The organism is Solibaculum mannosilyticum, from assembly GCF_015140235.1.
Classification (GTDB): domain Bacteria; phylum Bacillota; class Clostridia; order Oscillospirales; family Acutalibacteraceae; genus Solibaculum; species Solibaculum mannosilyticum.
On sequence record NZ_AP023321.1, the window covers coordinates 427,577 to 450,580 of the forward strand.

General features: G+C 52.7%; 27 protein-coding genes and 1 tRNA gene. 21 read left to right on the forward strand and 7 right to left on the reverse strand.

Annotated features, from left to right (window positions below):
- Window positions 1–172 precede the first annotated feature (172 nt).
- The 4 genes from C12CBH8_RS01945 to rny form a co-directional block, all read right to left on the reverse strand.
- Entirely contained in the window at window positions 173–868 is a 696-nt protein-coding gene (locus C12CBH8_RS01945; RefSeq protein WP_099323130.1) for a DNA alkylation repair protein, read from the reverse strand.
- 90 nt (window positions 869–958) lie between these two features.
- Window positions 959–1,034 (reverse strand) — tRNA-Lys (locus tag C12CBH8_RS01950).
- Window positions 1,035–1,143: 109 nt separating this feature from the next.
- Window positions 1,144–1,911, reverse strand: coding sequence for a TIGR00282 family metallophosphoesterase (locus tag C12CBH8_RS01955; protein ID WP_215533418.1), 768 nt, complete (start codon window positions 1,909–1,911; stop codon window positions 1,144–1,146).
- Between the two features lie 80 nt (window positions 1,912–1,991).
- On the reverse strand, window positions 1,992–3,557 hold the full coding sequence (rny, locus tag C12CBH8_RS01960; protein WP_246441630.1) for a ribonuclease Y: 1,566 nt from the start codon (window positions 3,555–3,557) through the stop codon (window positions 1,992–1,994).
- A 336-nt stretch (window positions 3,558–3,893) separates the two neighbouring features.
- Here rny and C12CBH8_RS01965 point away from each other — a divergent pair, with 336 nt between their 5' ends.
- From C12CBH8_RS01965 to C12CBH8_RS01980, 4 genes are all read left to right on the forward strand, one after another.
- Window positions 3,894–4,871, forward strand: coding sequence for a biotin--[acetyl-CoA-carboxylase] ligase (locus tag C12CBH8_RS01965; RefSeq protein WP_215533419.1), 978 nt, complete (start codon window positions 3,894–3,896; stop codon window positions 4,869–4,871).
- A gap of 35 nt (window positions 4,872–4,906) precedes the next feature.
- Window positions 4,907–5,293: a TM2 domain-containing protein gene (locus tag C12CBH8_RS01970; protein WP_171846331.1), complete on the forward strand. Its 387-nt coding sequence runs from the start codon at window positions 4,907–4,909 to the stop codon at window positions 5,291–5,293.
- Between the two features lie 184 nt (window positions 5,294–5,477).
- On the forward strand, window positions 5,478–6,086 hold the full coding sequence (locus C12CBH8_RS01975) for a biotin transporter BioY (protein WP_215533420.1): 609 nt from the start codon (window positions 5,478–5,480) through the stop codon (window positions 6,084–6,086).
- 306 nt (window positions 6,087–6,392) lie between these two features.
- Complete coding sequence (locus C12CBH8_RS01980; protein WP_090265682.1) at window positions 6,393–6,866, forward strand: MarR family winged helix-turn-helix transcriptional regulator; 474 nt, start codon at window positions 6,393–6,395, stop codon at window positions 6,864–6,866.
- Between the two features lie 127 nt (window positions 6,867–6,993).
- Here the strand turns inward: C12CBH8_RS01980 and rpsR are convergent, their stop codons facing one another.
- The 3 genes from rpsR to rpsF all read right to left on the reverse strand — a co-directional run bounded on the left by rpsR (window position 6,994) and on the right by rpsF (window position 8,094).
- Window positions 6,994–7,239, reverse strand: coding sequence for a 30S ribosomal protein S18 (rpsR, locus tag C12CBH8_RS01985; RefSeq protein WP_215533421.1), 246 nt, complete (start codon window positions 7,237–7,239; stop codon window positions 6,994–6,996).
- A gap of 97 nt (window positions 7,240–7,336) precedes the next feature.
- On the reverse strand, window positions 7,337–7,783 hold the full coding sequence (locus tag C12CBH8_RS01990; protein ID WP_099323135.1) for a single-stranded DNA-binding protein: 447 nt from the start codon (window positions 7,781–7,783) through the stop codon (window positions 7,337–7,339).
- A gap of 14 nt (window positions 7,784–7,797) precedes the next feature.
- A complete protein-coding gene (gene rpsF / locus C12CBH8_RS01995) occupies window positions 7,798–8,094 on the reverse strand; it encodes a 30S ribosomal protein S6 (protein WP_090265687.1) in 297 nt (98 codons plus the stop codon).
- A 208-nt stretch (window positions 8,095–8,302) separates the two neighbouring features.
- On the opposite strand from rpsF, the gene C12CBH8_RS02000 reads away from it, so the two are divergent.
- The 17 genes from C12CBH8_RS02000 (at window position 8,303) to C12CBH8_RS02080 (ending at window position 22,979) form a co-directional block, all read left to right on the forward strand.
- On the forward strand, window positions 8,303–8,815 hold the full coding sequence (locus tag C12CBH8_RS02000; RefSeq protein ID WP_215533422.1) for an adenylate kinase family protein: 513 nt from the start codon (window positions 8,303–8,305) through the stop codon (window positions 8,813–8,815).
- Window positions 8,812–9,438, forward strand: coding sequence for a GNAT family N-acetyltransferase (locus tag C12CBH8_RS02005; protein ID WP_246441638.1), 627 nt, complete (start codon window positions 8,812–8,814; stop codon window positions 9,436–9,438). The genes C12CBH8_RS02000 and C12CBH8_RS02005 overlap by 4 nt, the downstream gene beginning before the upstream one ends.
- 224 nt (window positions 9,439–9,662) lie before the next feature.
- The gene (locus C12CBH8_RS02010) at window positions 9,663–10,166 is read left to right on the forward strand and encodes a MarR family winged helix-turn-helix transcriptional regulator (RefSeq protein WP_215533423.1); all 504 of its coding nucleotides are present in this window, start codon (window positions 9,663–9,665) and stop codon (window positions 10,164–10,166) included.
- 30 nt (window positions 10,167–10,196) lie between these two features.
- Window positions 10,197–11,627 (forward strand): MATE family efflux transporter, encoded by a 1,431-nt coding sequence (locus tag C12CBH8_RS02015; RefSeq protein WP_215533424.1) that lies wholly within the window; start codon window positions 10,197–10,199, stop codon window positions 11,625–11,627.
- Window positions 11,628–11,662: 35 nt separating this feature from the next.
- Window positions 11,663–12,586 (forward strand): TFIIB-type zinc ribbon-containing protein, encoded by a 924-nt coding sequence (locus C12CBH8_RS02020; RefSeq protein ID WP_090265691.1) that lies wholly within the window; start codon window positions 11,663–11,665, stop codon window positions 12,584–12,586.
- 226 nt (window positions 12,587–12,812) lie between these two features.
- Window positions 12,813–13,784 (forward strand): beta-ketoacyl-ACP synthase III, encoded by a 972-nt coding sequence (locus C12CBH8_RS02025; RefSeq protein ID WP_099323138.1) that lies wholly within the window; start codon window positions 12,813–12,815, stop codon window positions 13,782–13,784.
- A 3-nt stretch (window positions 13,785–13,787) separates the two neighbouring features.
- Complete coding sequence (locus C12CBH8_RS02030) at window positions 13,788–14,009, forward strand: acyl carrier protein (RefSeq protein WP_090265695.1); 222 nt, start codon at window positions 13,788–13,790, stop codon at window positions 14,007–14,009.
- A 218-nt stretch (window positions 14,010–14,227) separates the two neighbouring features.
- Complete coding sequence (gene fabK / locus C12CBH8_RS02035; RefSeq protein WP_215533425.1) at window positions 14,228–15,169, forward strand: enoyl-[acyl-carrier-protein] reductase FabK; 942 nt, start codon at window positions 14,228–14,230, stop codon at window positions 15,167–15,169.
- An 18-nt stretch (window positions 15,170–15,187) separates the two neighbouring features.
- Entirely contained in the window at window positions 15,188–16,096 is a 909-nt protein-coding gene (locus C12CBH8_RS02040) for an ACP S-malonyltransferase (protein WP_215533426.1), read from the forward strand.
- A gap of 1 nt (window position 16,097) precedes the next feature.
- Complete coding sequence (gene fabG / locus C12CBH8_RS02045; protein WP_215533427.1) at window positions 16,098–16,847, forward strand: 3-oxoacyl-[acyl-carrier-protein] reductase; 750 nt, start codon at window positions 16,098–16,100, stop codon at window positions 16,845–16,847.
- A 98-nt stretch (window positions 16,848–16,945) separates the two neighbouring features.
- Entirely contained in the window at window positions 16,946–18,181 is a 1,236-nt protein-coding gene (fabF, locus tag C12CBH8_RS02050) for a beta-ketoacyl-ACP synthase II (RefSeq protein WP_090265700.1), read from the forward strand.
- A gap of 164 nt (window positions 18,182–18,345) precedes the next feature.
- A complete protein-coding gene (locus tag C12CBH8_RS02055; protein ID WP_090265702.1) occupies window positions 18,346–18,825 on the forward strand; it encodes an acetyl-CoA carboxylase biotin carboxyl carrier protein in 480 nt (159 codons plus the stop codon).
- A 2-nt stretch (window positions 18,826–18,827) separates the two neighbouring features.
- Window positions 18,828–19,253 carry a 3-hydroxyacyl-ACP dehydratase FabZ gene (gene fabZ, locus C12CBH8_RS02060; protein WP_090265703.1) on the forward strand — a complete coding sequence of 142 codons (426 nt, stop codon included), beginning with the start codon at window positions 18,828–18,830 and terminating at the stop codon, window positions 19,251–19,253.
- Between the two features lie 162 nt (window positions 19,254–19,415).
- Window positions 19,416–20,768 carry an acetyl-CoA carboxylase biotin carboxylase subunit gene (gene accC / locus C12CBH8_RS02065; RefSeq protein WP_090265944.1) on the forward strand — a complete coding sequence of 451 codons (1,353 nt, stop codon included), beginning with the start codon at window positions 19,416–19,418 and terminating at the stop codon, window positions 20,766–20,768.
- On the forward strand, window positions 20,765–21,679 hold the full coding sequence (gene accD, locus C12CBH8_RS02070; protein WP_215533428.1) for an acetyl-CoA carboxylase, carboxyltransferase subunit beta: 915 nt from the start codon (window positions 20,765–20,767) through the stop codon (window positions 21,677–21,679). Before accC ends, accD begins: the two co-directional genes overlap by 4 nt.
- Window positions 21,676–22,458 (forward strand): acetyl-CoA carboxylase carboxyltransferase subunit alpha, encoded by a 783-nt coding sequence (locus C12CBH8_RS02075; RefSeq protein ID WP_215533772.1) that lies wholly within the window; start codon window positions 21,676–21,678, stop codon window positions 22,456–22,458. The genes accD and C12CBH8_RS02075 overlap by 4 nt, the downstream gene beginning before the upstream one ends.
- 20 nt (window positions 22,459–22,478) lie before the next feature.
- Complete coding sequence (locus C12CBH8_RS02080; protein WP_246441779.1) at window positions 22,479–22,979, forward strand: MarR family winged helix-turn-helix transcriptional regulator; 501 nt, start codon at window positions 22,479–22,481, stop codon at window positions 22,977–22,979.
- The last annotated feature ends 25 nt before the right edge of the window (window positions 22,980–23,004 follow it).

Consider the following 23,004-nt stretch of genomic DNA (forward strand, 5'->3'; position numbering starts at 1 on the left):
TCCACATCCACCGCCTATTTTGGAGGGTGTGTTTTGTACAGTCTAGACGACTTTTGGGAATATTATAGCATTTTTATTTGCAAAGAACAAGAAAGAACAAGCCGGCTTTTCGACTTTTTCCACAGCCGTCAAAATGCATCCCATCTGCCCGTCGATTTTCCTAAAAGCCGGCTTATGACTGCCGTATCTTTTCCCTGAGGCGCAGCAGAATCTCCCGACGTTCACCGGTGACGCGTTTGGATTCCAGGGATTTTTGGATAGACTTCTGATAAGTAAAACTGTCGAGACCGCAGTTTTCCCAAAAGGACAAAGTCTCCTCAGGAAAACGGATGTAACAGATAGAGATACACCAAGCCGCCGCCATTTTAACATAATAGCCCGGATGTTTAACACCGTTCACACAGGCAAATACCTTGTCCAAATAGAAGGGAGTAATGAAGTAGTCCAGCAGCATGACCAGAGCGAACCGTACGGAGAATTCCTCCTGGGAGGAGAGATGGGGAATAATGAAGTCCAGCAGGGGATCAGGCTGATGAGCAAGTGGTTTTAAACTGGCGCAAAAACTGTCGCATACCGACCAATTGTCGATCTTGGGCAAAAAGGATGAGATTAGATGAAAGGATTCAGAAAGATCGGTTTTAGCAGCGCCGATTACCATCCCTTGCAGCATGACCTCCTCAAAGAATTCATCGGAGGCCGAACTCAGATATTCCCGCCAATCGTCTTTGGCAATCTCCTTGGCCAGACGGCGCAGATGCGGCAAACGTACTCCCAGGAGCTTGACGTGATCGGGCAAAAGCTTGGCTGAAAAATCTCGATAGTCCGGTTCAGCAAGGGCCATCAGCTGTTCACGGATGGATTGGGGCATGAGAAAACCACTCCTTTCTATGATTCCCAAATAAAAAATCACGCCTTGAACAAAGCTCAAGGCGTGATTAAAATCCAGGTATCCACCTGGTGGTGATCCATCGGAGATTCGAACTCCGGACACCCTGATTAAAAGTCAGGTGCTCTGCCAGCTGAGCTAATGGATCATATTTTTGTCACCGATTGCGACTTAACTATTATACAGGAAACAAAACCATCTGTCAACAGGTTTCGGGGAAATCTTTCAAGATTTCCCCGATAAAAACGCAAACTCACTTACACACGGACACGTCGGATGGATTGACATCGTCCAGTCTTGTGATCCACTTCCATGACAATGCCTTCCATATGGCAAGGACCAGGGGCGTTTTCAAAATACACCGGTAGTTTTCCTTTCATCTTCTGGATAGAGATTTCCGGTTTAATGCCCAATACCGACCGGATAGGACCGGTCATCCCCAGATCGGTGATGTATCCCGTACCGCCCTCAAAGATGGTTTCATCCGCAGTTGGGATGTGCGTATGGGTTCCCCATAAGGCTGATATACGGCCGTCTAAGTAGTATCCCATGGCTTTTTTCTCAGCGGTGGCTTCGGCATGCATGTCCACCAGAACGATTTGGGCGCCGTCGGTTTGCTCCAACAGTTTGTCCATGCAGGCAAATGGACATCCTAAACTGTCCAGATATACAACCCCCATAATGTTGATGACGCAGACCCGAACATATCCCTTGTCCACAATGCACAGGCCGCGGCCGGGCGCTGAGTCAGGATAGTTGGCAGGGCGGATAAGAAACGGATTTTCATCCAGCACGTTGTAGATATCGCGGCGGCGGAAGACGTGATTGCCGGTGGTGATGACATCCACCCCGCTGGCAAAAATATGCTCGGCAGAGGAGGGGGAGATACCATTGCGGTCGGCGGAATTTTCACCGTTGGCGATCACAAGATCGATGTCCTGTTCCCGCTTGAACTGGGGGAGTACACGGCGCAGATGTTCGCATCCCACGCTTCCTACGATGTCCCCAATGGCTAATATTTTCATGAGCTCCTCCTTTGTCATTCATAGGACAAAACGGCGTATAGCCTTCCTGGCCATACGCCGTTTTTAAGATCAATCTTTCTCTATTTTGCGTACTCAATGGCACGGCTCTCGCGGATTAAGTGCACTTTAATCTGGCCAGGATAATCCAACTCATTTTCGATCTTCTTGACGATGTCCCGAGCGATGAGCACCATACGATCGTCGCCCACAATCTCGGGCTTGACCATAATGCGGATTTCGCGGCCGGCCTGGATAGCGTAAGAGCGCTCTACTCCGTCGAAGGAACAGGCGATTTCCTCCAGCTTTTCCAGACGCTTGATGTAATTTTCCAGATTCTCACGGCGTGCGCCGGGACGTGCAGCCGAGATAGCATCGGCTGCCTGTACAAGACAAGCGATAACGGTTTTTGCTTCCACATCGCCGTGATGGGCATGGATGGCGTGAATGACGGCTTCGCTCTCCTTATACCGGCGGGCGACCTCGACGCCCAGTTCAATATGAGAACCTTCCATTTCGTGATCCAACGCTTTGCCGATGTCGTGCAGCAAACCGGCACGGCGGGCCAATGTGGGATCCTCGCCCAATTCGGAGGCCATAATGCCTGCCAAATAGGCAACCTCCAGGGAATGCTTCAACACGTTTTGACCATAGCTGGTGCGGTAACGGAGACGGCCCAGCAATTTGACCAGTTCGATATGCATGCCGTGGACGCCGGTTTCAATGACGGCTCTTTCGCCCTCGGCTTTGATGGTGGCATCGATTTCACGTTTGGCCTTTTCCACCATTTCCTCAATGCGGGCGGGATGGATGCGTCCGTCTGCGATGAGACGTTCCAAAGCAATGCGGGCGGTCTCGCGGCGGATGGGATCAAAGCTGGAGAGGGTGATGGCCTCAGGGGTATCGTCGATGATGAGATCCACGCCGGTGAGGGTTTCCAGGGTACGGATGTTGCGCCCTTCGCGGCCGATGATGCGACCCTTCATCTCCTCATTGGGCAGGGTGACGACCGAAACGGTGGCCTCTGCCACGTGGTCAGCAGCGCAGCGCTGGATGGCCTGGGACACCAGTTCACGGGCCCGTTTGTCGGCCTCCTCCTTAGTCTGCTGCTCAATCTCCATGACCTTGACCGATTTTTCATGAATCAGCTCGTCCTCCAGAGCTTTGAGCAGATATTCCTTTGCCTGTTCCGTGGTGAAGCCGGAGATACGTTCCAGCATCTCGAATTGGCTTCGTTTGATGCCCTCTACTTCAGAAAGTCTTTCCTCGGCATCGTGAATTTTCTGATTTAATGTTTCGTCCTTTTTCTCCAGGTTTTCCATCTTGCGGTCCAAAGACTCTTCCTTTTGATGGATGCGTCGCTCCTGGCGCTGGACTTCGCTGCGCCGGTCACGGATTTCCTTATCCGCTTCGTTGCGCAGGCGATGGATTTCATCCTTAGCTTCCACTAAGGACTCCTTTTTTTTGGCTTCTGCATCTTTGATGGCTTCGCTTACGATTCTCTTGGCTTCCTCCTCAGCCGACCCCATAGTGGCCTCGGCAATCTTCTTTCTATGTGAAACGCCAAGCCTAAAGGCGATAGCTCCAAAAACGACAGCGCTGACAACCACAGCGACTACGATTAAAATGATTGCGGTTTGAAATGGCACGAATATCTACACCTCCTTTTTATGGCTTCCTATCATACAAAGCTGCTTTCCAGGCGGAAAGCAGGACAATGCACAATAATGAATCTAACCTATTTTATCTCTTTTGTGCATGTCATGTCAAGTTATTTTGCCAAGTAGGCAGGATTCGTCGCACTTGCACCATTTTTAGGAAACATTTCTGTATTCAGGCAATCAATTCCTAAAGTTTCAAAAAAGACGCACAAAGCAGTATATATGGAGAAAAAGAGCGAAATTCACCGGATGGGCCTCTTTTCAGAGCCGGGATAATTTGATATACTGAACATATAGAGTCCAGGATGGGAGGAGGATTTTGTGGTGAAAGAGGAAATATTAAACCTGCTGAAACAGCAGCATGGATGGATTTCTGGAGAAGTCATCAGCCAGCAGATGGGAATTACCCGTTCAGCGGTGTGGAAATGTATGAAAGCCCTTAAGGAGCAGGGATACCACATCGAATCGGTGACCAACAAAGGATACCGGTTGGTGTCGTCTCCCGATGTGTTGACGTGGGGGGAAATCCATCCTTTTTTGGAGACCCGTATGTTAGGACAGAAGATCTATACCTACGACCAGGTGGATTCCACCAATTTGGAGGCCCGCCGCATGGCCGAACGGGGGGCTCCCGACGGCAGTTTGTTTGTAGCCGAGACACAGAACCAAGGCCGGGGCCGGTTAGGGAGGTCCTGGATCGGCGAACCGGGCGGAGGTATCTGGATGAGCCTGTTGCTTCTTCCGCAGGTAAAGCCGTCTGATGTGTCCCAGATTACTCTGATCGCCGGTTTGGCAGTCTGTCTGGCAGTGCGGCAGTACAGCGGGCTTCCGGCGCTCATTAAATGGCCCAATGACGTGCTGATCCATGGGAAAAAAATCTGCGGTATCCTCACGGAAATGACGGCTGAAATCGACCGGGTTTCCTCCCTGGTGGTGGGGATCGGCATCAATGTGAATATCGACCAGTTCCCCGCCACATTGAAAGACACGGCCACGTCCCTCTCCATGGAAGCCGGAAAGCAGTTTGCCCGTGCACCGTTGGTGGCCAGCGTACTCAACGCTTTTGAGCGCCACTATTTCACCTTTTTGGAACAGGGCATTACCCATGAATTCCTAACCCAATATAAGCAATTGTGTGCCACGTTGGGCCGTCAAGTCAAAGTGGTGAAGCCGGGCTATGTTCAGGAGGGATTGGCATCGGACATCACGCTGGCCGGCGAATTGGTAGTGGATACCGGCCAAGGCCCCCTGGTGGTCAATGCAGGTGAAGTATCGGTCCGCGGTATTATGGGGTATCAATAAGAGCATCTAGAGGAGAAAGAGAAGGGGTAGATCATATGGATAACAATCAACCGATGAAATTTTGTAAACATTGCGGCGCACAGATTCCTCAGCAGGCGGTGATATGTACTTATTGCGGCGGCCAGGTGGAGAAGCTTGAAACAGAAGGGCCCAGTAATGTCATATACAACAGCAATCAGAATATCAATGCAAACGCCAATATGAACTATGGGATGGGCATTTATAGCCGTCCTCTTAATAAATGGGTAGCTTTTGTGCTTTGCCTGCTTTTGGGATACTTGGGCGTCCATAAATTCTACGAGGGGAAGGCTGGAATGGGAATACTGTACCTTTTCACCGCTGGACTTTTTGGTATCGGGTGGATCGTGGATATCATTTCCATTCTCACCAAGCCGAATCCCTATTATGTAAGGATCCGATGAGACTGCCTGTGCGATATACAGATTGAAAGAGGCCCGTTGGATAAAGCGTCTGGCAGAAACCAACGGGCCTTTTTACAGCTGGATTGTAAACTAATAAGATTGATTTAGTTGACGATAGATAACTTTTCCTGTATAATAAAGGATATTATGAGAGTCCGAAAATAGGGCGAAAGGAAGACGGCGGATGGCGGAAAAAGTAGAAGCGGGACAGCCGGTGGAACTGCGAAAAAAACATGGGCTGCACATTGTAGACATAGCCCTTATCGGATTATTCGTGGCGCTGATGACGGTGGGAGGAAAAATACGCATTAACTTAGGCCCTATCCCATTTACAACCCAGTTTTTTTTCAGTTCTGTAGGCGGTATGGTGTTGGGAGCCAAACGGGGCGTAGTGGTACAGCTCGTATACTTGGCTATGGGACTGGTAGGGCTGCCGGTTTTTGCCGACGGCGGAGGATTTGGATACATCTTTCATCTGACCTTTGGGTATATAGTGGGATTTGTCGCCTCAGCTCTGGTATGTGGACTGGTAAGCGACCGGCTGTTCTCCAGAAAGGGGAATATGAGATTCTGGCAGGCTTTTTTGGCTGCACTTTCAGGCTTGCTGCTTCTCTACCTGGTGGGGACGGTTTATTTTCTCGCGGTAAAGAGTTTTTATCTTGGGGAAGCATCCAGTGTGGGGAATGCACTGATGGCCTGTGTGGTTCCCTTTATGTGGACGGACATATTGTGGTGCATCTGTGTGGCATTGGCAGCACCCCGCATCCGCAAAGCGGTGGGACGCATGCTGTGAATACTGTAAAAATGTTGTAAAATTGTACTGGATATATGGGGTCCCGTGTGTGAAAACATACGGGATTCTTTTTCTTTGCATGAAATTTTTTATCTTGTCTTGTCAAGGAGGAGAAAAAAGAATACAATAGGTGTTACAGATCTATTGGGCTGTGTGCAAAGGTGGATGATGAACGGATTTTTGTCAAAAGCGGAAAGACACAGTGCGAGCCTCTGTTGGATAACAAGTTATAAATGAGATGGGATAATATGGACAATTGTACCATTTCATTTGCCAATACAATGAGAGAAGGAGGCTGGGGTGTTGATGAACCACAGAATCAAGAGTGAAATCCAAAGCTATTATGAGTTTTGGTTTGGACTAAATGAGATTTATGAACGATGGGCAAAGGCCCATGGTATAACGTCCAATACCTTGTTCGTAATCCATACCATCAATGAATACCCCGATCGTTGTACGCCGAGTGTGTTGTGTAAGTGTTTGCTTTTGTCCAAACAGACCGTCAACAGCATCTTAAACAGGCTGGAACGAGACGGCTATATCCAGCGCAGCGAGGCACAGGAGGATAAACGGAGCCGTTTCATCACCTTCACCCCGGAGGGGAAGAGCTTCGCTAAAAATATATTGGATGCCTTGTACCGGTATGAAGAGGAAGCCCTTAGCCGATTGAGCGATGCACAACGTTCGGCCATGCTGGAGACAAGCCATGGATATCTGCAGGAGATGCGGCGCGCTTTTCCCGGATCGATTTCCAGGTCGAATCGATCTGCAAATCAGTAAATGAAAAACAAAAACTCCCGGCTGGGATGATACCTTCATCCAGCAGGGAGTTTTCCTGTTTTTTGCCTGGATATAAAAAGCGGACTGGTTCTAGAACCAGTCCGCTTTAAAAGCCATATGGATCAACTTAGTCGTTGATGAAGGGGAGCAGAGCGATATGACGGGCGCGTTTGATGGCCACAGTCAGTTCGCGCTGATGATGAGCGCAGGTGCCGGTGACACGGCGGGGCAGGATCTTAGCGCGCTCAGAAATAAAACGGCGCAGACGAGCTGCATCCTTATAATCGATGTTCTCAATACAATCCACGCAGAAGCTGCAAACCTTCTTGCGTCCTTTACGGCCGCGGGGGCGGTCGGATCTATCGTATGCCATAAAGCGAAACCTCCTTATCTGGTATAGTGGGTGCGGTCAAATACCGCGTATGTGCAAGACGAAAATAGGAATCATTGTCCCATTTTACCCTTCTGTTTTAGAAGGGCAGATCGTCGTCGTCGATCTCCTGGAAGTCGCCGGGATCACCGCTGGCAAAGGCCGCGGGAGCGGGGGCCTGGGAATCGGGGCGAGGCATGGGAGCTACGGGAGCAGCATTGCTATCCCGTTTTGGTTCTGCAAAATGCACGTTATCCGCCACAATTTCAAAAGCCTTGCGGCGAATGTTCTGGTTATCGGTATAACTGCGGGTCTGGATGGACCCTTGTACCGCCACCAGCATGCCTTTGCGGAAATAGCGGGAGACAAACTCCGCTGTTTTACGCCAAGCCACAACGTCGATAAAGTCGGTCTGCCGCTCGCCGCCCTGGGGGACGTAGGAACGGTCGACCGCCAAAGTGAAGCGGACCACAGGGATACTGCTGGTGGTATGGCGAAGCTCAGGATCGGCTGTGAGGCGACCCATCAAAATAGCTGTGTTGAGCATGCTTACACCTTCCCTTACGCGTCTTTCTTCACAATGAGGGAACGCAGGATACCATCGGTAATCTTGCAGATACGGTCCAGCTCAGCGGGGAATTCGGGAGCGCTCTCGAAATTGTAAAGGACATAATAGCCCTCGGTCTCGTCGTTGATGGGATAAGCCAAACGGCGTTTGCCCCATTCGTCGTAACCTTCGAGAGTGGCGTGACGCTCGATACGAGCGCGGAATTTCTCCACCATCGCCTTGACGCCTTCCTCACCGAGAGTGGTGGAAATGACCAAGATGGTTTCATACTTTGCTTTGATGTCTGCCATAATATTGTGCACCTCCTTTTGGACATAAGGCCCCCGTTGATCAACAGGAGCAAGGATAAGAAACAGCTCTGAAAAAGCCGTAACGAGATAATTGTAGCAGATATTCCCCATTTCGTCAAGGAAAACCGATCCATATTCCCCAAAGCTTTGAAAGCACAATCCTAATATGATATTATAATTTTACAGTAGAAGAGGGGGAGAGTAAGAGATGGTGTTTTTAATTGCGGGAGCTTCTCATACAGGAAAAACAGTTTTGGCTCAGAAGATATTAGAGAAATACCGCATCCCATATCTCTCCATCGACCATTTAAAGATGGGCCTGATCCGAAGCGGGAATGTTTCTTTAACACCGGAAGACGATGAGAAACTGGAGTCCTATCTTTGGCCGATCGTCCGAGAGATGATAAAAACAGCGGTGGAGAACCGTCAGAACCTGGTGATAGAAGGCGCCTATATCCCTTTTGATTGGAAGGAATCTTTCGATTCTGGGTATTTGAAAGACATTCGATACTACTGTCTTGTGATGACAAAGAGGTATATTGAAAATCATTTTTCAGACATTCAGAAATATGAAAATGCAATCGAAACTCGCAAGGGAAATTGGAATGGCACTGTGCAGTCGGTCGTAGCGGAGAACACCCAAAATTTAGAACTCTGTCGGAAGTATGGCTGCGACTTTATTTTAATTGACACAGACTATCAGGTGGACATTGAGTTATGAACAAAGGAAAAAGGAGTGAGGAGAGAATGGGACTAGTCAATACCCCCACATTAGAGACAGCCAGACTGAGATTGAGAAAGTTCACCGAGGGTGACATAGATGCCTTGTTTTCCATCTATAGGGACCCGGAAGTGAATACATACTTGCCGTGGTTGCCTCTTACGTCATTGGATCAAGCGAAAGCCTTCTTTGCAGAGAGATACGCCAAGGTGTATGAACAGCCGATGGGATACCGATACGCTATTTGCTTGAAGGAGGACGACGTGCCCATTGGGTATATCAACGTAAGCACAGAAGATAACCACGATTTAGGTTACGGATTACATAAGCGGTTTTGGCATAGGGGGATTGTGACGGAAGCGGGGAAAGCGGTAATCGAACAGGTACAGAAGGATGGATTTTTTTATATCACCGCCACCCACGACGTAGACAACCCGCGCAGCGGGGAGGTAATGAAGCGACTGGGAATGCAGTATCAGTATTCCTATGAAGAGCGTTGGATGCCGAAAGACAAAACGGTAATCTTCCGCATGTATCAGCGAAATTTCGATGGGGAAAATGATAGAGTTTATCGGAAGTATTGGGACAATTCATCGGTCCATTTTGTGGAAGAGAATATATAGTGATGAAAACAGGGCTGCTTTGATAAGAAGCAGCCCTGTTTTACAATAGGCAATCGGTTATTTGACATATGAGAGGGCACGCTGCCTGAGGAGGCTTTGGAGATTTAAGGTGAATGGAAAAAGGAAGATGGTTGGTTGCATATGCAACTAATTTGTGGTAAAATAAAAGATATGGTAAAAAGGAGAGCCGTAAGAAGAAAGCAAGGGAGGGGGCGGTAGACCGGATGATGCAGAAGGATACCCGCCGGATTGAGAAACATATCGCTATGATCTTTCGCGTGGGGCAGAAGTACTTTGCCCGGCAGTTGAGACCTTGGGATGTTGGGGCGGGAATGCATCCATTTCTCATTGAGCTGGGCAGGACGCCTGGGATCAGCCAGGACGAACTGTCAATGGTCATGCATGTGGACAAAGGCACGACGGCTAGAGCTGTCAAGAAGCTGATCGAACAGGGATTCGTCAGCCGAGAGGTCAATCCGGAAGACCGCCGTGCTTATCGTCTGTATCTTACATCTCGCGGGAGGGAGGTCATCCCCGTGATCTTTTCCTCCATCAGCGGGTGGCAGGATATTCTGCTCAATGGGATAGAACCGTCCCAGCGGGAGGTTATCATCGAGGGGCTTAACCGGATGCTGGACAATGCCCTGGACTTTTTCGGCAAAGACCCGCGCCGTGAGAAAGGGTGGCTGGAGGAAGACCGGGAAGATTGTCCTGGCTCTATTAAATGAAGGAAGAACTAGAATCGGAGGGATGAATGAATGAGTGAAACCACAAAACAGTTAGGATCAGAAGCCGATCGCAATCCTTTGGGAACAGCGCCAGTAGGAAAACTTCTATTGCAGTTTGCCTTGCCTTCGGTGGTTGCCATGCTGGTGAATTCCCTTTATAATATAGTGGACCAGGTGTTTATCGGCAACGGCGTGGGATATCTGGGCATCGGCGCCACGACCATCGCATTTACCATCACGATTATCTCCCTGTCCATCGCGCTGCTCATCGGCAACGGCGGTTCGGCGTTGGCGGCAATCCGGCTGGGAGAAAATAAGAAAGAAGAGGCCGAAAGGATCCTCGGAAACTCTTTTGTATTGTTGGTTGCCAGTTCGGTAATTTTTGCAGTGCTGGGGCTTATTTTCCTGGAACCGATGTTGCGTTTTTTCGGTTCCAGCGATAATATTTTACCTTATGCAGTGGATTACTCCTCGGTTATTTTAATTGGTATTCCGTTTGTCACTGTCGGCACCGGGCTCAACAATTTTATCCGCACCGACGGCAGTCCCAAGATGGCTATGATTAGTATGTTGGTGGGCGCGGTGTTGAATACCATCTTGGACCCCATCTTTATTTTTCCCCTTCAGATGGGCGTACGGGGCGCTGCCATCGCTACCGTAATTTCTCAGGTGGTGTCGTTGGCTGTCACATTTTATTATTTTGCCCGCAAGTCCAATATGAAGCTTCGGGTTAGGACAATGCGGGTAAAGTGGAACCTCACCCGCAGTTTGATCGCCATCGGGATCTCCAGCTGTGTCACCCAGCTGGGAAACATGATCTTGCAGATCGTTCTCAACAATTCCCTGGGATACTACGGGGATCTGGCGGGCATCGGCGCCGATATCACCATTCCCGCCATGGGGATCGTCTTTAAACTCAACGGTATCTTGATTTCCATTTTAGTAGGGATTTCAGCCGGCGCCCAGCCCATTCTTGGATTTAACAAAGGGGCAAAGCATTACCACCGCATCCGTAAGACCTATTTGCTGGAGGCGGTGATGGCTACCATCGTGGCCATCCTAGGATGGTTGTTTGCCATCTGTGTGCCGGATTTGGCGGTCTCTCTGTTCGGCGGAGGAGATGCAGCCTTTACGGAATTTGCAGCCAAATGCATGCGGATCTTCCTGTTGGGGGTATTCTGTTCCGGGTTCCAGATTGTATCGGCCAACTACTTCCAGGCTACGGGACAGCCCCTCAAGGCAACCATCCTATCGATGAGCCGACAGATTCTGTTGCTCATACCGCTCATTCTGATTCTGCCCACTTTTTTGGGACTGGAGGGGATTCTCTACGCCGGTCCGGTGGCAGATGTATTGGCGGCAGTGGTGGTGTCTTTCTTTATTGTGCATGAACTGCGTCATTTGGGCCGCAAAGCCCAAACACAAAAGGCGCAATTGGAACAACAAGAACAAGCGGGATAATCCCCGCTTTAGGATCGTAAAAAGGAGCGTTGTGTATGGAGTTTTATCCAGGTGTATGCCCTGAATGCGGCAAAGAGTTGCAGGTCCCGGATGAACGGGGGACGGTGCGCTGTATGTTCTGCGGCGAACCCATCTCGGCATCGGAAGCCATCGCCCTGGCCTTTCAGAAGGACGAGGGTAAAATGGGCGATGTAAATGCCACCTTGGACCAGGCCGAGCGGCTGCTGGAAGGGTATCTGGTTCAAGGGGACGGCACGGCAAAAGGGTTTAAACGGAAGGATTATCCGGAACTGTTTGAGCAGTATGTGAACCGTTTGCAGGAATCGGTACAATATATCAATGTCCTGGAAACCCGCATGCCGGAGAATCATGAGCTCGGTTGCCTCTATGCCCAGCGCTTTATGGCGAGGATTATGGAACACTATCACCGCTCCCAGCAGCGGGGGGACAAAGAACGCGTCACCAACGATTACGCCCTCTTTTTGGTGTGTTACGTCGTGCCGGCGCTGGTCAAGGTAGGACGGCCCTGGAGCGACCAGGCGGCCGACCGGATGATTGAACTGTGGAATGAGGAGCATCCCAAACGCAAGCTGGGCAAATCCTCCTACGAGCAGCTGGCAGGCGGATTCAATCAACGCCGCTGGTGCTTTATCACCACAGCGGTGTGCGATACTTTGGGGCGTCCCGACGATTGCTATGAGCTGAATGCTTTTCGGCGGTTCCGGGACGGCTGGTTATCCCAGCAGCCCGACGGTGCAGAACTCATCAATGAATATTACGTCTTAGCCCCCATGCTGGTGGAGCGGATGAAGCAAAGCGGCAGGTGCGGTGAAATCAGCCGTGAACTGTGGGAAGGCCCCCTCTCCCGATGCCTTACGTTCCTTGAGGAGGGAAAAGAAGAGCAGTGCCGCCGTCAGTATGTGGAGATGGTGCGGGGCCTTCAAAACCGGCTGTTTTGAACATTTTGATGGGAATGGTCGAGCTGTGGAAGAACAGTGTGAAAAATCTGACAAAAAAGGTACTATGGCCCGCTTCGGCGGGCCAATTTTGATTGACAGGGGCAGTGGAATCGATTATAATACTACCCATGAAATGATTTGCTTTGATAATCAAACTACTTTTTCCGTCGGGATACTGGTTATCCCGACTTTTTGAGAATGAATAAATAGTGTGGAGGCTTGACCCATGCCGGTATATGTCGAAGCGACAGGCCATTGCCTGCCGGTGCGCGAAGTGACTAATGATGAACTGTCCACTATGGTGGATACCAACGATCAATGGATTCGGGAGCGGACGGGGATTGCCTCCCGCCATGTATGCTCAGAGGAAACCACTCTGGATCTGGCAGAGGAAGCGTCCCGCCGCGCCCTCCAGCAGTCGGCTGTCAAGGTGGAGGACATTGGCCTGGTGATTGCGGCCACGTTTACATCGAATGTAAAGGTGCCGTGCCTGGCCGCCTGTTTGCGGGAACGGCTGGGGTTCAATCATGCCCCGGCCTTTGACATCAACGGCGCCTGCACGGGTTTTATCTTAGGCGTTGCTACCGCCCAGGGCTTGATGGAACAGTTGGACATCGACACCGCTTTGGTGGTGGGAGTGGACGTGCTCAGCCGGGTAACCGACTGGACCGACCGGTCCACCTGCGTGCTGTTTGGAGACGGAGCAGGCGCGGCCATTTTGCGCCGTGGGGAGAAGGCGGGAATTCTGAGCTCGGTGCTGGACGGGGAAAATGATGTAGGTGAGGTGCTGGTATGCAGCTCCGCCCCGGTCAAGACGCCGTTTTACGAGCTGGATGACGGCAAGGATAAGATCATCATGAAGGGCCAGCCGGTGTTTAAATTCGCTGTGACGGCCATGTGCCGTTCCATCCGGGAGGTGCTGGAAAAGGCCGGCAAGACACTGGATGACGTAACATGGTTTGTCCCCCACCAGGCAAACCAGCGTATTATTGATTTTACCGCCCAACGTATGGGTGTTGATAAAACGAAATTTTTTGTCAACCTGGATCATACAGGCAATACGTCCGCGGCCAGCATCCCCATGGCCCTGGATGAACTAAACCGCAGCGGCAACCTGCACGACGGGGATCTGGTACTTTTAGTTGGCTTTGGCGGAGGGTTATCCTCCGGAGCAATATTAATTGAGTGGAGAGATTGAGTTATGCTGGAAAAAATCAAGGAAATTCTGCAAAACAACGCTTCTTACGACGGTGAAATCACTGCCGACACCACCTTTGAAGAAATCGGTTTGGATTCCCTGGACATGATGCAGATCATCATGGACATCGAAGACGAATTCGGCATCTCCGTGGCTGACGATGCCGGTCTTAAGACCGTTGGCGAGCTGATGAACTACATTGAAGAGCAGCAGAAAAACGCCTAAATGATTCCGCACAATCAAAACTGACAGCAGGGTCCGCGGCGTGATTTTTGCATCGGCTGAGGATCCGGTTGTCAGCCCCACTGGGATTCGTGCCCAAGGCGGACTATTTTGGACGTCTTGGGATTTTCAATAGAGAACAGAAAAGGCGTTTGTGCCCTTGTCCCAAAGGAGCGGGAAGCCCCGGGACAATCGCGGCGCTGACAGGGAGGTTTCTCACAATGGCTCAATCGAGAATCACATCGTTATTGGGATGCAGCTATCCCATTATCCAGGGAGGCATGGCCTGGGTGGCCGACAGTACGTTGGCTGCCGCCGTATCCAATGCCGGAGGCCTGGGACTGATTGCAGCGGCAAATGCGCCGGCTGACGTAGTGCGGGAAGAAATCCGCCGTGCTAAGATGTTAACCGATAAACCCTTTGGGGTCAACATCATGATGATGAGCCCCAATGTAGAAGAAGTGGCAAAGATCGTGGTAGAGGAAGGCGTCCAGGTCGTGACGACAGGCGCCGGCACTCCCGCCAAATATATGCCCGCATGGAAAGAGGCAGGCATTAAAATCATCCCGGTAGTGGCCAGCGTGGCCCAGGCAAAGCGCATGGAGCGCATGGGTGCTGACGCTGTGGTGGCTGAAGGATGCGAGGCCGGTGGGCACATCGGCGAGCTGACCACTATGACGTTGGTTCCCCAGGTGGTGGATGCCGTCAGCATCCCGGTGCTGGCAGCCGGAGGCATTGCAGACGGCCGAGGCGTAGCGGCGGCCTTTTTGCTGGGTGCGGAAGGCGTCCAGGTGGGAACCCGGTTCCTGGCCTCTGAGGAATGCACCATCGCGCCGGAGTACAAGGAAATGGTGCTCAAGGCCAAGGACATCGATACCGCTGTTACCGGCCGGGTGGGCGGACATCCTGTCCGTCAGCTGAAAAATGCCTTTGTCCGTGAGATCGTGGCTGCCGAGAAGGCCGGCACCGATGCCGACAAGCTGGAGGAAATGATGGCAGGATCCCTGCGGCGTGCCGCCCGGGAAGGCGACGTGAAAAACGGATCCTTTATGGCGGGTCAGATTGCAGGGCTTGTCCAGGATATCAAACCGGTGTCGCGCATTATCGAGGATCTTTTCTCCCAGGCGTCGGCTTTGCTGGGGCAGGCCGGTACGCTGCTGTAAGAGGGAGGAACAGACGGTATGAAAGTGGCTCTTGTATACGCCGGTCAAGGCGCCCAATTCGTGGGTATGGGCAAGGAATTGTATGAAGGTTCCGAAGCAGCCCGCCGTATTTTTGACCAGGCGGGAGAGGATATCAAGAAGGCCTGTTTTGAAGGCCCGGAAGAGGTGTTAAACCGCACCGATATGGCTCAGCCCTGTATTTATACCATGGAAGTGGCCGCATACGCAGCGCTGACCGACGGATATCAGGGAGATGCTCAGTTTGTCATGGCGGGGTTCAGTTTAGGTGAATACGCTGCTTTGACGGCATCGGGCGTCCTTCCCTTTGATAAGGGATTGGAACTGGTGCGCCTGAGAGGCCAATGGATGCAGGAAGCATCCGGCGGCAAAGGCGGTATGGCCGCTATGCTGGGTAAGCTGGACGCGGTGGAACAGTGCTGCAAAGAGGCGGCGGGGGATGGTATGTGTATCCCTGTCAATTATAACTGCCCTGGTCAGACAGTGGTGTCCTATGACGATGAGGCCGGCAAACGTCTGGCTGAACTAGCTCGAGGCTATCGTCTCAAGTGCATCCCTTTGAAGGTGGGAGGTCCCTTCCACAGTCCGAAGATGCAGCCGGTGGCGGAAAAAATTGTGGATTATTTGCAGCATGTGGAATTAAACGCCCCGTCTTGTCCCCTTTATTCCAATGTGACGGCCCGTCCTATGGAGAAAGAGGATCTGGTGGATCTCATTCGCCGGCAGGTCATGAGCCCTGTTTTGTGGGAACAGACGGTGCGCAATATGGCCGAGGACGGCGTGGAAACCTTTGTAGAACTAGGCCCGGGCAAAGTGCTTCGGGGCCTGATCAAAAAGACAATCCCGCAAGCAGCGCTCTACGGCGCGGAGGATGCCCAAAGCCTGCAAGCGGTTCGGGAGGTACTATAAGATGGAATTGGGTCTCAATGGAAAATGCGTACTGATCACCGGCGCGTCGGGTGGAATCGGCTGTGCAGCCGCCCTGGCCTTTGCCAAGGAGGGAGCAAAACTGGCCCTGGTGGATCTGGACTGGGGCGAACGCACCCAGGCTGTGAAAGACGCCATCGCCCAGACAGGCGCTGAGGTGGAATACATCGCCTGCAACGTGGCCGATTTCGACGCAGTGGAAAAGGCGGTCAAAACCGCCCATGAGAGATTTGGCTCTCTTGACGTGGTGATCAACAACGCCGGCATCACCAAGGACGGCCTGGTCATGCGCATGAAGGAACAGGATTTTGACAGCGTCATCGGCGTCAACCTGAAGGGCGCTTTTAACTTTGTTCGTCACGCCGCCCCCATTATGACCCGCCAGCGCAGCGGCCGCTTCATTAACGTGGCCTCCATCGTAGGCGTAGTGGGAAACCCCGGCCAGGCCAATTACTCAGCTTCTAAGGCCGGGATTATCGGCCTGACCAAGACGGTAGCCAAGGAGCTTGGTTCCCGTAATATCACTTCCAACGCCATTGCCCCCGGCTTTATCGAGACTGCCATGACCGATGCACTCAGCGATAAGGTCAAGGCCGAGCTCAATAGCCATATCAGCCTGCGCCGTCTGGGCAAGGCGGAGGACGTAGCCCGTCTTATGGTGTTCTTGGCCTCCGATGCCGGGTCCTATATCTCCGGCCAGGTCATCGGGGTGGACGGCTGTATGAGCATCTAATCCATTCCTTTCGCTGATCAAACAATGGATTTCCAAAGCGAGTAAGATATATGATCCCAGCAGGGTACATCACCCGGCGGGAGTTGTGGAGGTACAATATGAATCGCAGGGTTGTCATCACCGGCATAGGCGCCATCACCCCTCTGGGAAACAATGCCGCTGCCTTTTGGGAGGGCATCAAAGAGGGGAAAAACGGCATTGGCCCTATCACACATTTTGACACAACCGATTTTAAAGTAAAGTTGGCCGCTGAGGTCAAGGATTTCTCCCTGGGCGACTGGATGGAGAAAAAAGAGGAGCGCCGGATGGATCGCTTCTGTCAGATGGGTATGGCGGCTGCCATTGAGGCCTATCAGGACAGCGGTTTGGAAGGCCACATTGATGCCCATCGTCTGGCCGTCATGACCGGTTCGGGAATCGGGGGACTGTCCACCATTGAAAATGAACAGACCAAATTGCTGGATCGTGGTCCCCGCCGTGTCAGCCCCCTGATGATCCCCATGATCATCGGCAATATCCTGGCCGGCAATATCGCCATCCGGTTTGGGGCGAAGGGACTGTGCCATTCCCTTGTTACGGCCTGCGCGACCGGAACCCACTGCCTGGGCGAGGCCTACTATATGATCCGGGACGGCCGTGCCGACGCCATCTTCGCCGGCGCCGCCGAAGCCACCATCACCCCCCTGGGTGTGGCAGGGTTTACCAACATGACTGCCCTCTCCACCAAAGAGGATCCACAGCGGGCATCCATTCCCTTTGACAAGGAGCGGGATGGTTTTGTCATGGGTGAAGGAGCCGGTATGCTCATCCTGGAGGATCTGGAACATGCCAAGGCCCGCGGCGCCCATATTTATGCAGAAGTGGTAGGCTATGGTTCCACCTGCGACGCCCATCACATTACTTCTCCTGATCCCACTGGGGAAGGGGACGCCAACGCCATGATCATGGCCATGGAAGAAGCGGGGATCACGCCGAAGGATTTGTCTTACATCAACGCACATGGCACCTCTACTCCCTACAATGATTTGTATGAGACGGTTGCTATCAAACGTGCATTGGGCGACGAGGCAAAGAATGTCCCCATCAGTTCCACCAAGTCCATGACAGGACACATGCTGGGAGCGGCCGGGGCAGTAGAGGCCATTATCTGTGCTAGGGCGCTTCAGGAGGGATTTATTCCCGCCACCATCAACTACCAGGTTCCCGATGAAGAGCTTGATTTGGACTATGTCCCCAATCAGGGCCGTAAAGCGGAATTGACGTATGCTTTATCCAACTCCCTGGGCTTTGGCGGACATAATGGCGCTATTATCCTGAAAAAATGGAGCGAATAATATTCCAATTTGTATAATAAAGTGGATTTATACAGAGATCGACACAAAAGAACCTGTAAGAAGATAGGGTAATATGTAATATAATGTCGGAATAATACGTTTTGTATTATTCCGACAGAGTAGTAGTCTTGACTGATGTAACGATAAAAAGGGGGTTTGATCCAGTGGATTTGCAGTTAGTAGCGCAGCTGATCAACATGGTGACTACCTCAAGCCTGGCATCGCTTGAGATAGAGGAAAACGGTACGCGCATCAAGTTGGAGAACGGCGGAGGGATTGTCCCGGCTGTGCGCACGGAAAACGTCAGCGTGCCGGCGCCGGTGGTCAACGTGCCGGTAGAGGTACACACCGCTCAGGCTGTGGCGGTCTCCGACCAGACGGAAGAGGCGGAAGAACCAAAAGAGGAGTTTTACGAAGTAAAGGCCCCCATGGTGGGGATCTTCTATAGCCTGGGTTCCATGAACCGTCCTGAACTCAAAGAGGGCGACGAGATTAAAAAAGGCAGCATTGTATGCGCCATTGAAGCCATGAAGCTGATCAACGAAGTGGAATGCGACGTAGACGGAACCTTTGTGGAACTGCTTGCCAAAGACGGCGATCAGGTGGAATACGGACAGCCTCTGGTCCGCATCAGGAGGAATTGAGTATGATTTTGAACCGTCAGCAGATTATGGAGATCATCCCTCACCGCGCCCCGTTCCTGCTGTTGGACGACGTGCTGGAACTGGAGCCGGGCAAACGGTGCGTGGCCGAAAAGCATGTGGTCAAAGAGGATTTCTGGGTCCCGGGCCACTTCCCGGAACATGCCGTGATGCCGGGCGTCCTGATTGTGGAAGCTCTGGCTCAGGCCGGTGCAGTCGCCGCGTTGTCGGTGCCGGAATACAAGGGTAAAATTGCCTTCTTCGGCGGTATCAAGTCGGCCCGCTTCCGCCGGATGGTGGAGCCAGGGGATACCCTGCGTTTGGAGACCGAGATGACCCGTATGCGCGGTCCGGTGGGCGTCGGTTCCTGCAAAGCCACTGTAGATGGGGAACTGGCCTGTGAATGCGAGATCACATTCATGATTAAATAAAGAGATAAAAATCGGCCTCAGACGGTTGGAATGTTTCCAGCCGTCGGGGCTAGAAAGAGTACGCCGATGGACATTTCGTCTTCTGCTGGCATTACGGCGCCGGTAAGGAGAAAAGAGGTCAACCGGCGGCTTTTGCAATTGGTAGAAAGGGGTTGGATGCCCTTGTTTTCAAAAGTATTGGTAGCAAACCGCGGGGAGATTGCGGTACGCATTATCCGCGCCTGCCGGGAATTGGGCGTACAGTCGGTGGCCATCGTGTCGGAGGCCGACCGGGATTGTCTGCACGCCTACCTGGCCGATGAGACGGTATGTGTCGGCGGCCCGTCGGCAGGGGACAGCTATTTGAACATTCAGAATATCATCTCGGCCGCCCTGATGAAGGGATGCGACGCCATTCATCCGGGATTTGGTTTTCTGTCGGAAAATGCGGAGTTTGCCGAGATCTGCGATCAGTGCGGTCTGACCTTCATCGGCCCGGGGGCCGACAGCATCCGTCTTTTAGGGGATAAGGCCCGGGCCAAGGATACCATGAAGGCATGCGGCGTCCCCACCATCCCGGGATCCGACGGCGAACTGACCGATTTGGACAAAGCCCGGGAACTGGCGTCGGAAATCGGATATCCGGTGCTCATCAAAGCGGCGGCCGGCGGCGGCGGCCGGGGTATCCGGGTGGTGGAAAAGGAAGAGGATCTGGAGGATGCGTTTACAGCGGCGACCGCAGAGGCAGTGGCCTGTTTTGGCTACGGCGGCGTGTATCTGGAAAAGCTGCTGCGGGGCATCCGCCACATCGAATTCCAGATTTTTGCCGACCGGTTCGGCCATGTGGTTTACCTGGGAGAACGGGACTGTTCCTTGCAGCGCCGCCGTCAGAAGGTGCTGGAGGAGGCCCCCTCCCCGGTGATGACGGCGGAATTGCGGGCCCGCATGGGCGAAGCGGCTGTCAAGGCCGCCAAAGCGGTGGGATATCACAACACCGGCACGGTGGAATTCTTGCTGGATCCGGATGGCAACTTCTATTTTATGGAGATGAATACCCGCATCCAGGTGGAACATCCCGTCACCGAGATGGTGACCAGTTTGGATCTTGTAAAGGAACAGATCCAGGTGGCGTCGGGCCAGGCACTCAGCTTTACCCAGGAGGATGTCATCATTCGGGGACACTCCATCGAATGCCGCATCAATGCCGAGAATCCGGAACAAAACTTCCGGCCGGACAGCGGCACGGTGGATGTGCTGTTTATCCCAGGAGGCAACGGCGTGCGGTTTGACAGCCAGCTGTACCAAGGTTATGACCTGCCCTGTTATTATGACTCCATGATCGGCAAACTGATCGTGTGGGGACGCGACCGGACCGAAGCCATCGCCCGCATGAAGAGCGCTCTGTCTGAACTGATTGTCAATGGAATCGATACCAATGTTTCCTTCCAGAAAAGCATCATCAATAGCGAGTTCTTTGGGCAGGGACGTTACGATACCGGCACCATTGAACGCATGCTGAAGGGTGAAGAGAAATGAACATTAAAGATTTGTTTATCCGAAACAAGGACGTCCTGCCTCCGCCGCAGAAAGCGGCAGCCGCCAAGACGTCGGGCAAGGTGACCAAACAGCTTTGGGTTAAATGTCCCTCCTGTAAGCGGATGCTGTACGAGCGCCTGGTGATCGAAAACGGCCAGGTGTGCCCGGCCTGCGGACATCACTTCCGTCTGACGGCTGGCGAACGTCTCAAAATGACGGTGGATCCCGGTTCCTTTGAGGAATTCCCCTTTGAGATCGAGGTGTCCGACCCGTTAAATTTCCCCGATTATCCGGAAAAGCTCAAGCGTTACCGCAAGGAGACAGGGCTCAAGGAAGCGGTGGTATGCGGCGTCGGCAAGATCCACGGCCTGGAGACGGTTCTGTGCGTCATGGACAGCCATTTCATGATGGGCAGTATGGGCCGCGTAGTGGGCGAGAGCATCACCCGTTCGGTGGAGTATGCCACCGAGCACAACATGCCCATTGTAATTTTTGCCACTTCCGGCGGCGCCCGGATGCAGGAGGGTATTGTGTCCCTGATGCAGATGGCCAAGATCAGCGGCGCCCTGCAGCATCACAGCGATGCGGGACTGCTTTATATCACCGTGATCACCGATCCCACCACCGGCGGTGTCACCGCCAGCTTTGCCTCCTTGGGGGATGTCATCGTGGCGGAGAAAAACGCCCTTATCGGGTTTGCGGGAAAACGGGTGGTTGAGCAGACCATCAACCAGCGTCTGCCTCAGAATTTCCAGCGTGCGGAATTCGCCCAGGAATGCGGTTTTGTAGATATTATTGTGGAGCGTTCCAAGATGAAGGACACCCTGTGGAAGCTCCTCTACATGCATATGCCTCCGGAAGCCAGAGGCGAGGCAAAGCAACGTCGTGAACAGCAAGGAGGCGTGGAATAATGGAGCAGAAGAATTTGACGGCATGGGACCGGGTCACAGCGGCCCGTATGCCGGGACGTCCCACCTCCCAGTACTTCATCGACGCCATTTTTGACGATTTCATCGAGCTGCACGGCGACCGTCACTACGGCGACGACGCCTCGGTCATTGGCGGCATCGCCCTGCTGGACGGGCAGCCCGTCACGGTTATCGGGGAGGAAAAAGGACAAAATCCTGCCGACCGCGCCCGCCGCAACTTTGGTTCCCCTCATCCGGAAGGATACAGAAAGGCGCTGCGCCTCATGAAACAGGCGGAGAAATTCCGCCGTCCGGTCATCTGCCTGGCCGATACCCAAGGCGCCTACTGCGGCGTTGGGGCGGAGGAACGGGGCCAGGGCGAGGCCATCGCCCGCAACCTGAAAGAGATGATGAAGCTGACGGTGCCGGTCATCTCTGTCGTCATCAGCGAAGGCGGTTCGGGAGGGGCCTTGGCCATCGCCGTGGCCAATAAGGTTGCCATCCTGCAAAACGCCATCTACGCCATCCTTTCCCCGGAGGGCTTTGCCGCCATCCTGTGGAAGGACGCTTCCCGGGCCAAGGAGGCCGCTGAGGTCATGAAGATCACGGCCGACGAACTGTACGAATTAGGGGTTGTGGACCAGATTATCCCGGAAGGGGAAGAACCGGCCGAAACCGCCCAAGCGGTAAAGAGGTATATTCTGAGGGAATTGGAAGCCATGAAGGCCATGTCCCCTCAGGAGCTGAGCCATCAGCGGTACCAACGGTTCCGCGCATTCTGATGAGGACAAGCTCTTTGGCAATGGATGCGCAAAAATGCCGACGGATGCAGGACATCCGCCCCAAGTGTGGAGGGAAAACATTGCATTACGCCCATGAGGATGTGGACCGGTTGCTGGTCCAGACCTTTAACGAGATCTTAAAGGTGGAGGAATCGGCCGTCCGAGTTTCCACCAAAGACTTTATTTCGGCCAATGAGATCCACACCATGGAGGCCATCGGCACCAACGCCCATAAAAGTATGAGCGAGGTGGCTGCGGCGTTGCGTATTACCGTCAGTACATTGACCACTTCCATCAATCGGCTGGTGCTCAAGGGGATGGTGGTGCGTTCCAGGTCGGAGGAGGATCGCCGTGTGGTGTGTCTCAGCCTGACCGATAAAGCCCGCATCATCGTCAGAGCCCATCAGCGTTTCCACCGGGAGATGGTCAAAGCAGCTGTCGACGGCCTCAGCGATCAGGAAATTGAGATCTTAAAGCATACGTTGGGCAATATCCGGCAATTTTTTGCCGACCGTCTGTGACGAACGGGACAAAAAGAATAAAATA